7 protein-coding genes and 2 pseudogenes are annotated in these 11,602 nt (G+C 56.9%); 5 read left to right on the top strand and 4 right to left on the bottom strand.

Going from position 1 to position 11,602, the window contains the following annotated elements:
• Positions 1-42: 42 nt before the first annotated feature.
• Positions 43-387, bottom strand: coding sequence for a DoxX family protein (locus HT737_RS02080; RefSeq protein WP_374011126.1), 345 nt, complete (start codon positions 385-387; stop codon positions 43-45).
• Between HT737_RS02080 and HT737_RS31610 the strand changes: the two genes are divergently transcribed.
• On the top strand, positions 370-1,257 hold the full coding sequence (locus HT737_RS31610) for a hypothetical protein (protein WP_306287140.1): 888 nt from the start codon (positions 370-372) through the stop codon (positions 1,255-1,257). The genes HT737_RS02080 and HT737_RS31610 overlap by 18 nt on opposite strands.
• A 111-nt stretch (positions 1,258-1,368) precedes the next feature.
• Here the strand turns inward: HT737_RS31610 and HT737_RS02070 are convergent, their stop codons facing one another.
• Both HT737_RS02070 and HT737_RS02065 read right to left on the bottom strand, forming a co-directional pair.
• Positions 1,369-3,189: a TniQ family protein gene (locus tag HT737_RS02070; protein WP_182401219.1), complete on the bottom strand. Its 1,821-nt coding sequence runs from the start codon at positions 3,187-3,189 to the stop codon at positions 1,369-1,371.
• 14 nt (positions 3,190-3,203) lie between these two features.
• Positions 3,204-4,256: a TniQ family protein gene (locus HT737_RS02065; RefSeq protein ID WP_182401217.1), complete on the bottom strand. Its 1,053-nt coding sequence runs from the start codon at positions 4,254-4,256 to the stop codon at positions 3,204-3,206.
• A 729-nt stretch (positions 4,257-4,985) separates the two neighbouring features.
• On the opposite strand from HT737_RS02065, the gene HT737_RS02060 reads away from it, so the two are divergent.
• The 3 genes from HT737_RS02060 to HT737_RS02050 all read left to right on the top strand — a co-directional run bounded on the left by HT737_RS02060 (position 4,986) and on the right by HT737_RS02050 (position 9,033).
• Positions 4,986-5,486 (top strand): sigma-70 family RNA polymerase sigma factor, encoded by a 501-nt coding sequence (locus HT737_RS02060; protein ID WP_047295156.1) that lies wholly within the window; start codon positions 4,986-4,988, stop codon positions 5,484-5,486.
• Positions 5,487-5,526: 40 nt separating this feature from the next.
• Complete coding sequence (locus tag HT737_RS02055) at positions 5,527-6,510, top strand: FecR family protein (RefSeq protein ID WP_095667028.1); 984 nt, start codon at positions 5,527-5,529, stop codon at positions 6,508-6,510.
• Between the two features lie 138 nt (positions 6,511-6,648).
• On the top strand, positions 6,649-9,033 hold the full coding sequence (locus HT737_RS02050) for a TonB-dependent receptor (RefSeq protein WP_182401250.1): 2,385 nt from the start codon (positions 6,649-6,651) through the stop codon (positions 9,031-9,033).
• A 117-nt stretch (positions 9,034-9,150) separates the two neighbouring features.
• On the opposite strand, the pseudogene HT737_RS02045 reads toward HT737_RS02050, so the two are convergent.
• A pseudogene (locus tag HT737_RS02045) lies at positions 9,151-10,303 on the bottom strand (MFS transporter).
• Positions 10,304-10,544: 241 nt separating this feature from the next.
• Here HT737_RS02045 and HT737_RS02040 point away from each other — a divergent pair.
• Positions 10,545-11,526, top strand: a pseudogene (locus tag HT737_RS02040) (diaminopimelate epimerase).
• The last annotated feature ends 76 nt before the right edge of the window (positions 11,527-11,602 follow it).

Below are 11,602 nucleotides of genomic sequence, written 5' to 3'. Positions count from 1 at the left end.
CGCTTGATTGCCGGTGGAGGGAGAGGTCGTCGTTCTTGGTTTTCAGGTCCGGCCCAGCGCGACCGAGATGCTGCCTCGGTGCAGCCAGGCAATCGTAGCCGTGATAACCAGCAACACGATGGCTGGAGCGGGATTGCCGCCGATGAAGAAGAGATGGGTCAGGACTGCAAAGACCATGGTGACGACAAGCAGCAGGCCACCGAACGCGGTGGTCACCGGAATTAGCAGGGCGATGGCACCGACGACCTCGACGAGACCAGCTGCCAACCGGAACCATTGGCCGATGCCAATCTGGTCGAAGATCCCAACCATCATTGGTACGCCTGCTAGGCAAGCGGGTCTGCCGTCTGGGCCCAGAGCGGGTATCAGATGCTCGCTTTGGAACACAAGCTTGTCGCAACGCGAGGCTCGTTTCTTGATGTGTACAGTGCTATGGCTCTGCTTGATCCTAATGCTGCCGCGCCTACAGGAAGTGGAGAAAACAAAGGACCCGCTGCCGTGCAGGTTTTATTTAACGAATTGGCTCAGCTCGAGGCGTGTGTTGATGTTGAGGGGGTTGTTGATGAGTTCAGGGCCACAGAGGTTTTCAGGCGTTTCGGTCGCCTTGATGAGATGCCCGGAAACACAGAACAGAGAGCAATGCGCGCCGACGAGATGCTCGAAGCCATTGAGAGATTTGCCGCCGTCTGTACTAGCCCTGTCGCAAGTGTAGAGGACGTGCTAGAACCAGTTCTACGCACGAACCTGTTTGAGGTTGATCGTCGTCTCATGGCGGCATATATGGACAAGTCGCCGCCGCCTCCAGCACCGGGCAGAGGCGAAGACGAGTCCAAACAGGATCGGATGCGTCGCGGTTGGTGCGCGCTGTTCGCTTGTCCTTGGAATCAGTTGCAAAAGTATCGCACTTACCTCGCCGGCAATTCGTTGCTAGCTACTCACCAGGTCGTTAAAGGCTCAGAGTTCTTGCATGTCATGGTAGTAATGGACGACAAGTTAGCTGGCAGCAATCAGATCTCCTACGACAAGATATTTGGTGGTACGGAACTCAGTAAAACAGACAGAGAAAACTTAGGAAAAGGCAAGGAAACGACTATCGACCGTACGTTGCGCCTGTTGTACGTCACTTGTAGTCGAGCCCAGGAGTCGCTGGCCCTTGTGCTTTGGTCGTCCGATCCCTCAACTGCCCTAGCCCGAATTAGAGCCAGCGGCTGGTTTGTTGATGGGGAGTATCAAGCGCTTCAATTAACAACTAGCTGAGGTCACGATGTTAGCGCCGACGCCGAATTGACCCAGTTGTCGATATTTCACTGACCCAGTCTGATTCCTCGCGAATCATTGGTGCTGAATTTGTGCAGGTTTGGAGATTGGTCAGTCTTGCCTCGGCACGTGGGTCAATTCGGTGTCGGCGTTAACACATGCAGCTTTTTGCCATACGTATTGCCGACATTTCAAAGGTGTCGAGGAGGGGCCCGCGACGGGTACCACGCCCAGCTTCTTCATGAGACTGGCCATCTCTCTTGAGGTTAAGCAGAGGGTTTTGGCAAGCTCTTTTCCCAAAATGTAGGATTGTTTGAAATTCTCGATCGCATCCAAATTGATCCGATGTGATGTAACACCGTTTTTGAGCTCAACGATCGAATTCAGCAGCCCGTACCGAATGAGGGTATAGGCGACGTCGTTCGCAATATGTAGAGTTTCGGCAGCCTGTGAAACGCTTAGCGATTGAGAGGCAGTCATATGCCTCATATGCGCGCTGAGCCAGGCCTGCCATTCATCACTTCCCAGTCGCCACTCCCCAATCACACCGGCATCCGATTTAGCTTTGAATGAAACGGACAAGGTGCCTTCCTGAATTGCTTTGAAAAGGTGAGCTACCCCTTCCCCTGACATGAAGGGATGACGGAGTGCATCACTCAAGGAGAGGGTGCTCGAACTTGATCGTCGATGTTTGATGCATGCGTTGGAGATGTCGAACGATTTTGTATCGATCCACCACGATTGTCCCGCTGCGGGTCGACCGCCTCGGAAAGAAAAACAGCCGTTTTTGCATAGCACTTTGATGGTATTGACTGGCAGCTTTAGTTGATGGGCTGCTTGCGCAATATTCAACAAGGGAGGCAGGGTAGCGGCCAGGTGCCTAGCTTGTATCAGATCGACGGCAATCGTCTTGTTGCCGCATGCAGAGATGCCTCTGTATCCGTGAAGCTCGCCTTCGGCGATCAACCTTTTTAGCAATGGAACGTTAAGGTTGAGTGCCTTTGATGCGACCTCCAAGGAAGCCAGCTGCCTTGGCTCACTGGGTAAATGGATGCCGAGATGCGAATTGCCTCGGGCGCAATCTGGGTACAACGAATGCGCTTCAAGCTCAGAACGTACAAAATCGAAGGCGGGGCTAGTAAGTCCTTCATAGATGTTCATTCTCAAACGATCTGCATGTCTCGCCGCTGAATTCCTCTTGGAGGTTGCAATACGGGCATCCAGTTTTTGAAGTAAGCAGTGAAAGGAAGCTGGCCAGTCCGACAATAGTCGGCCGGCCATCGATGTCATTTGATAAACGTTCTCTACCCGATGCAGGTTGTTGTTTCTCTTCACTATCGCATTTACAGCGTTGTATCCAAGGTCTGCTAACCACATTGCAATGCAGTGAAGGTCTAGGGTATCCAATTGGTCGACGGGGGAGCAGCCGTCGGAGTAGGTGCCCCTCAGTCGCTTTTCAAATTCACAACACAACCACACCGCCTCTTGAGAGGCGATGTGGTGCGCTGTTGTACAGTTGAAGATTGAGGCACCACAACGCAGGCATTTTTGGCATTCGATGGTTTGAAGGTTGAAAGGACTTGCGCAGTGGTGGCATCGATCCCTAAGCAAAATGTTATGTGAAGCGCATACAGTGTTCAGTGTTAGATCCCAGGGCTCCTTGATTTGTTGATGCTCCGAAAAACAGGAGGTGCAAATTTTTGGCTTTAGACAAGACCACGTTTTGTTAGTGGTTTGAGATGTCAGGTGCTCATAGGCTGATCTCCACGTTGTTGGGAGCAGTGAGTCCGGAAAAATGTTCGGCTGTGTAGAATCCCTAAGGTGCGCCACGAGATCTGTTAACTTTAAAAAGTTGGCAGCAGCAACTCGTTGCAGGAAATTCGTCAGGCTTTCGCCAGGAACAACACTCAGCTCAACTGTTAGGCCGAACATCGGTATGCTTTCCACTAATAAGATGAATGGCTCCACGATTCGCGGTTACTCAAAAAGCTCTCTACGCCGGACAGAATAAAGCGGCACCATTTTCGTTGCGTCCCAGCAGGGATCGCGCCAATAACATGAGAAATGCTGTTGTATACAGTGGCAGTCGTTTCATTGTATGACCTGAAACTTCGAGTAGAGGCTAATAACTTATGAAAGCCGTTTGGCCAGTCCAATAATGCGCTGGAAGACTTTTTACAGCGTAGATGACAAAGTTTTAGGCTTACGATTTTACGATTTAAGTCCAGGTAAGTTGTACTTGGGTGTTCTGATAGGGCAGCTAGAAACGTTAGCAATTCCAGCACGTCCAGTAACTCCATCGAAAGAACTTCATCCGGGTATAAATGGCTCTCGTTAGTAATAGGCTGTCTCGTAAATTTGGCGGCAATGATACGGCTCATTTCATGTAGCGCTTTGGAACTCTCAGTTGAGGATATTTTTGAGTAACGTGCACCACACGAGCAACGATCGTAAGCGGGGCGTGTTGCTGTCAGCGGCTTTTCACACGCTGCGCAACGGTCGATCAGCATACATTTATGCATCTCGCAGACGGAAAACGGGGCCAATGACCAGTATGCCTTTCCGTATCCTAGTTCCTCCACGCAATGAGGACACACGCGGTAGGAACTGAGCGCGAGGTGCTTGATCGGTAGCAGATGCCCCTGCAGCCTAATCGTCGATTTGCTCATCAGGGTTGGAATTGTTGGGGATAGTGCTCTCAGGTCCTGGCCGAGCGCTACGCCTAACTGCAGGTGTCGCCGAATCGACATCACCCCATTCTCCGGAAGCATGAGTGCACGCTGCAGAATGGAAATACCTGAAAGGTGATTCAACGTAGATACTCGGAAGAGTAGGCTTTCAAGGCTTTCCCACGGAAAAAGCTTGGTCTTGATCAATAAATTGATGGTAGGTGGCGCAGGTACTTCATTTGCGGCGTGCATTCTGTGCATCGCAGCAAGCTCGCGGGCCTCATTTTTTTCTCTCAATACGATTAATTTGTTGGTCGACGTGTTCAGCATTTTTATAAAGCATGGTGGCGCTCCTCGTTATTGATGATCGTTGTCAACTTTATAGAAAGGTTCATTGCGACCGATAAGGGAGCGGAAATTAAACTGAGAGGAAAAAGGGTTACGGTTGTCCTTTGCGCTACTCCAAACCTCATCGGCGAATGCCTGAGAAAGCACCTCGAGGGTAATGCCCTCTAATTTGTTTTTTATAACAATATATGCTGCGCAATCAAGTATCTTTATCAAATAGTCTATAAGGCCGTAGGAAGCGTAGTAGAACCTTTGGAGCATCTCGCTGGTAGTGAAGCTGACAGATTTAACTTTGACGATGGTCTCCAGGGTTTTGAGTAGTGAGGAGAAATTGCTCGAGGGTGAGTTGCTGATTTTGAATCTGTCAAAATCAACTGTGGCGGAAAAACGCCTGCGTAATTGTTGGTCGTTATTAGATATTCGTACTAATCCAAGTGCATTTTTTTTAGCGTGCGTGGGTATTTTTTTTAATTCTCAGTAGTTCTGAAACCTCTTTTCAGCAAGCTGCAGGAGCATGCTTACGTCTGTTTTTCTCATTCCTTCCAATGGGTTTTTCAAATAAAACAAAAAGTTAACGCGTCTGTCTGGATCATTTATTTGCCATTTTTGTCATTTTTTTTGAAAACCTACAATCGAGCGTCTCCAAGGAATGAATTGCCGGGCTTAATAGGAAGCATTACTATTCACGCCTCTTTCCCCCAGCACGCTGTCATGAACCCCATGCTGCCCCGCAGACCCGGCTTTTTCGAGCATTACGAAGAGTTGATCGGCACCTGGACCCGGCGCCTGCGCAATCGCGCGCAGGCCGAGGATCTGGCGCACGACACCTTTGTGCGGGTGCTCGAATCCGATTCGGCAGCGGTGCAGCAGCCACGGGCGTATCTGCACCAGACCGCACGCAATATCGCGGTCGACGGTTATCGGCGTGAGGATCGGCGGGAAGCCATGGAGTCGCAGGCGATCGATCACAGTGTGTCGTCAACCGGCGACCCGGAGCATTACATGCAGGCGATCCAGTTGGCCGACTCCATCGAACGGGCGCTGCAGGAACTGCCGCTCAATTGCCGGAGGATTTTCGTCTGGCAGAAGATCGAAGGGCTGACTCAGGCTGAAATCGCCGAACGCCTGGGACTGTCCAGGAACATGGTCGAAAAATATATGATTCGCACCCTGCGGCATCTGCGCGACCGTCTCGATGGCATGCAGTCATGAGCGGCCGCCGCTTTTCATCCCCAGCCCGACAGGACATTCCATGATGGATACCCGTGATTGCGCGTGCGGGCAAACAACGGTGCGCGATGAGGCGGCACGCTGGTTTGTGCGTTTGCAGGAACCGCTGATCAGTGCCGACGAGCAGCAGCGCTTCGACGCCTGGCTGAACCAGCATCCGCAGCACCGTGATGAATTCCAGTTGCTGCAAGGTCTGTGGACCGCCGCCGATCTGTTACCGGCGCCACGCCTCAAAGCGCTTGTTGAAACACCGTCAACCCGCCGCGAGCGACGTCCTTTACTGCGTTATGCCGTGGCCGCCAGCGTGTTGGCGGTGGCGCTCGGGCTCGGTCTGTTCAGTGGTTTGAATCATCCGGGCGGCTATCACGCCGAGTTCGCCACGGCGCTGGGCGAACGCAAGCATGTGGCGTTGCCGGACGGTTCAGTGATTGATCTGAACAGCCGCAGCCGTCTGCAGGTGCGTTTTGAGCAGGATCGGCGCCTCATCGAATTGAGTGAAGGTGAAGCGATGTTCAGCGTTCAGCACGACACCGCGCGACCGTTCGTGGTCGAGACCGGTAGTGGCAAGGTCACGGTCACCGGGACCCGTTTCGATGTGCGCCGCGATGCCACGCAAACCCGGGTCGCGGTGGAGCAGGGCACGGTCAAGGTGCAGGGTCGCAATGCACCGGACAATGCTTTCATCAACCTGACCGCAGGCTTCGGCACCCATGTCGACGCCGAGGGCAAAGTCGCTGCGGCCTATGCGGTCAACCCCGTCGAACTGACGGCATGGCGCAGCGGCAGACTGGTGTTCAACAACGCCAGCCTCAGCGAAGTGGTGGCGGAGGTTTCGCGTTATCGCGACAAACCGCTGAAGGTCGCCAACACGACGGTGGCCAACCTGCGCCTGACTAGCGTGTTCAAATCCGACAATACCGACGCCTTGCTCAAGGCCTTGCCAAACATCCTGCCGGTGGCCGTACGCACCTTGGCCGATGGCAGTCAGGAAATAATTTCCAAATAACATTCAGGTTTTTTTCGAGTTCATCGTCTTCCTGTTCAACTGCAACTGGTTTGCATTAACAGACGCACACTCTTGCGATCCACAGGACTACGTTCGACGTGAAAAAACACCTCAGCCCACAACAAAAAATCCCCTTGGCTGCCGCTGGCTCTCGCGCTGGCGGTCAATGCCGCCGTGCCGCTGGCCTTCGCCGCTGAAGCCATTCACATCCGTGCCCAGCCGCTGGGCCAGGCCCTGAGCGAACTCGGCCAGCAAACTTCGCTGCAGGTTTTCTTCAGCCCGGAGCTGGTTGCTGGCAAACAGGCGCCGGCGGTCGACGGCAACCTTTCTCCCGAGCAGGCGCTGCGTCAGTTGTTGCAGGGCAGCGGCCTGGAGTATCAGATCAATGAAGGCTCGGTGACCCTTGCACCGGCCGCGACCGCTGCCAGCAATGGCCCGCTGGAACTGGGTGTGACCGACATCAAAGTGGTCGGCGACTGGCTCGGTGACGCTGATGCCGCAGTGGTGCAGAACCACCCGGGTGCGCGTACGGTGATCCGCCGCGAAGCCATGGTCGAGCAGGGCGCGATGAACGTCAGTGATGTGCTCAAGCGCGTGCCCGGCGTGCAGGTGCAGGACTCCAACGGCACCGGCGGCAGCGACATCGCGCTGAACGTTGGCGTGCGTGGTCTGACTTCACGACTGTCGCCACGCTCCACGGTGTTGATCGACGGCGTGCCGGCCGCGTTCGCACCGTATGGCCAGCCGCAACTGTCGATGGCGCCGATCTCTTCCGGCAATCTCGACAGCATCGATGTGGTGCGTGGCGCCGGTTCCGTGCGTTATGGGCCGCAGAACGTCGGCGGCGTGATCAACTTCGTCACCCGCGCCATCCCGGAAAAAGCCACCGGGGAAATCGGCACCACCCTGGAAACCTCCCGTTACGGCGGCTGGAAACACATCGACACGGCGTTCCTCGGCGGCACCGCCGACAATGGCATGGGTGTGGCGTTGTTGTATTCCGGGGTCAACGGCAACGGTTACCGCGAGCGCAACAACGGTAACGACATCGACGATGTGCTGCTCAAGACGCACTGGGCGCCGACCGATCAGGACGATTTCAGCCTCAACTTCCATTACTACGACGCCAGCGCCGACATGCCCGGCGGTCTGACGCAGAAACAGTACGACGACAAGCCGTACGACTCGGTGCGCGATTACGACAACTTCAGCGGTCGGCGCAAGGACGTATCGTTCAAGTGGATTCGCCAGATCGACGAGCGTACCCAGGCAGAAATCCTGACCTATTACACCGACAGTTTTCGCGGCAGCACCATCGCCGCCCGCGACCAGAGAACCCTCAGCTCGTACCCGCGTTCCTACTACACCCTCGGTGTCGAACCGCGTGTGTCGCGGGTGTTTGATGTCGGCCCGACCACTCAGGAAGTCAGCGTCGGTTATCGCTACCTGAAAGAGGCGATGCACGAGCAGTCGAGCCGTCTGGCGCTGGTCAACAATCAGCCGGTGGTCACCCCGACCTCCGATGGCCATGTGTTCCAGGATCGTACCGGTGGCACCGAAGCCAACTCGGTGTACGTCGACAACAAGATCGACGTTGGCAACTGGACCATCACCCCGGGCATTCGCTTCGAACACATCAGCACCGACTGGCACGACCGCGCCGTGCTCGACACCGCAGGCAAGCGCGTGCCGGAGAAAAACCGCAGCATCGAAAGCAACGAACCGCTGCCGGCACTGAGCGTGATGTATCACCTGTCGGATGCATGGAAACTGTTCGCCAACTACGAAACCTCGTTTGGCAGCCTGCAGTATTTCCAGCTCGGCCAGGGCGGCTCGGGTGACCAGACCGCCAACGGCTTGGAGCCGGAAAAGGCCAAGACCTACGAGATCGGCACACGCTACAACGATGACGTGTGGGGCGGGGAAGTGACGCTGTTCTACATCGACTTCGATGACGAACTGCAATACATCAGCAACGATGTCGGCTGGACCAACCTCGGCGCGACCAAGCATCAGGGCATCGAAGCGTCGGTGCATTACGACATGGCCGCGCTCGATCCACGCCTTGACGGGCTGACCGCCAACGCCGGTTTCACTTACACCCGCGCGACCTACGAGGGTGAGATTCCGGGCTTCAAGGGCCGTGATCTGCCGTTCTATTCGCGGCAGGTGGCGACCGTGGGGCTGCGTTACGACGTCAACCGCTGGACCTACAACATCGACGGTTTCGCCCAGTCCAAACAGCGCGCCCCTGGCACCGGCATGAACGCCGACGGCAGCTTCAACGGCAATTACATCACCGAAGGCTCGGCAGACGGGCAGTACGGCGATATTCCCGGCTACATGACGTGGAACGTGCGCGGCGGGTATGACTTCGGGCCGCAGGTGTCGAACCTGAAGCTCGGCGCCGGGGTGAAAAACGTCTTCGACAAGCAGTATTTCACCCGTTCCAGCGACAACAACTCGGGGATGTATGTCGGTGCGCCACGGACATTCTTTGTACAGGCCAGTGTCGGTTTCTGATAACGCCTGACCCTGTGGCGAGGGAGCTTGCTCCCGCTGGACTGCGCAGCAGGCCCGATTTTTTCGGGGCGCTCCGCAACCCGGCGGGAGCAAGCTCCCTCGCCACAATGATGGGGTTCAGACCTTGAGGACTTTGCCGCCGATGGCGACGGCCACCAACAGCAGCGCCATCAACCCGAAGGCAAAACTCAGACTGCTGGCATGCGCGACAAAGCCGATCACCGCCGGTCCCGCCAGAATCCCTGCGTAGCCCAGGGTGGTAATGGCTGGCACCGCGATGCTCTCCGGCATCACCGTCTGCTTGCCCACCGCCGTGTACAGCACGGGCACGATGTTCGAACAACCCGCACCCACCAGTGCGTAACCGACCAATGCCGCTTCCCAGTTCGGCGCGAATGTCGCGAGAAACAGACCTGCAGCTGCCAACAGACCACCAAACAGAATGATCCGCGTTGCACCGACAGTCCGCACGATCCGGTCACCCATCAAACGTCCGGCCGTCATGGTCAATGCAAACGCCGCATAACCCAATCCCGCGTACGCCGTGTCGATCCCGCGCTCCTGCGCAAGAAACACCGCACTCCAGTCCAGCGCCGCGCCTTCGGTGAGGAACACGATGAAGCACATGCCGCCGATGAACAGCACAATGCCGTGGGGAATGGCGAAGGCGGGTCCCGAGCTTTCACTGCCGTACGGCAACATGTGCGGTACACACTTGAACAGCGCGCCGGCCAACACCGCTACCACTACCAGCATCGCTGCCAGCGGCGTCAGACCGAGGCCGAGCAGGGCACTGACCCCCCGCTGCGCCGACAATCCCGCCAAGGCTGAACAGGCCATGAAAGCCCGACATCATGTGCTTGCCGCTGGCCCTTTCGACGATCACCGCTTGCAGGTTGACGGTCGAATCCACCGTGCCCAGACCGGCACCGAACATGAACAGCGTGGCGATCAGCGCCGGAACCGACGATACCGTCGCCAGCAACGGCAGCGCCGCGCAGATCAGCAGGGTGCCGCCGGTGGCGACTTTGCGGCAGCCGAAGCGCGTGGCGAGAATCCCCGCCAGCGGCATTGCGAGAATCGAGCCGACGCCGAGGCACAACAGCAGCAGGCCCAACGTGCCTTCGTCGAGCCCGGCGCGGGCCTTGGCGTACGGCACCAATGGCGCCCACGCGGCAATGCCCAGGCCGGCGATGAAGAAAGCGATGCGCGTCGACATCTGCTGCAGGCGTCCGGGGACGAAAGTGTCTTGGGGGTTGAGGCTGGTCATATCGATCCTTGGCAAAAAACCGTCGCGTCCCCCCGAATGACAGTCATCGCGCGGCGAGGTTCGATCGCAGGTCTCGGGGCGGGGCAGCCGACATCCTAACCTGTAGGCATGAGACTGTTCGCGATAGCGGTGGATCAGGCAATGAACAGGGCGCCTGACAGCCCGTTATCGCGAGCAGGCTCACGCCTACAGGGGATCGCGGTTTAAAGTGAGTGCTTCCACAAGACGAACAGGGGCGGTGATGACGCAGTTCTACGATGCGCGGGGCAATATATACGGGGTGATTTCGCCGCAGGCACTTCGTGAGTCGGGGATCGATTTGCCGATGGGAGCCGCGCAGTGTGCGGTGTCGAGACCGTCCTGGAGTCAGGCGGCCATTGCCCTGTGTTGCGACTGGCCCGAGGGCCAGCGTCCGGTGGGGAGCAAGTCGCACCGCAGCGACGGTCTGTTGATCGGCCCGTTCCAGTCAGCGCCGCCGTTCGACGTGCTGATCGTCAACACTGACGGCACCTTGGCCGAGCGCAGTGGCAATGGCCTGACAATTTTTTTCCCAGTCGTTGCTGGAGCAAGGGCTGATGCCGCCGGAAGGGGCGTCGCTGCGAGTGCATCACGACAAGGGTGTTGCCGTGGAAACCTCGGTGAAACCGGCCGTAGTCGAAGGCGTGAACGGTTTCTGGCTGGACCTTGGTCAACCGGGCTTCGGGCCTTCAGCGGTGGGTGCGCAGCAGGTTGAAAAGTGCATGTTCAATGGTCATGAGGTGAGCCACGTAGCACCGTTGGCACAACTCGATTCCGCGTGGCAGCACAGTCAGTTCGTGCGCATCGGCAATCCGCATTGCGTAACGTTGTTGACCGACATCGCCGAATTGCCGAACAACTCACAAATGCGCCAATCGCCATGGGCCGAAGGCCTGACCCGAATCGCCTACGCGATGCCGACGGGCGCCGGCCAGCCATGCCCGGCGGGCGTCAATCTGCAATGGGCCGCGCTTGAGTCAGCGCAGCGCATCGTCGCCCGAGTGTTCGAGCGTGGTGAAGGACCGACGGCGTCTTCCGGTACCAGCGCCAGTGCAGTGGCCTGTGCCGCATGGGCAGTGGGTTGGGTGGCGAGTGGTGAGGTGCACGTCGTCATGCCGGGCGGGACGGCGCCGGTGTTGCTTGAAGAAGAGCGGGGCGAATTGATGCGGGTCAGGTTGTTTGGCACGGCTCGCTTGATCGGTTGAAGCGGTGATTGCCTTCGCTGGCAAGCCAGCTCCCACAGGGCAATGCATAGCCATGCAGGATCGTGAGCATTCTGTA

The organism is Pseudomonas sp. MD195_PC81_125 (assembly GCF_014060985.1).
GTDB classification, from domain to species: Bacteria; Pseudomonadota; Gammaproteobacteria; order Pseudomonadales; family Pseudomonadaceae; genus Aquipseudomonas; species Aquipseudomonas parakoreensis.
This window is presented reverse-complemented; position numbering and strand designations above follow the sequence as displayed.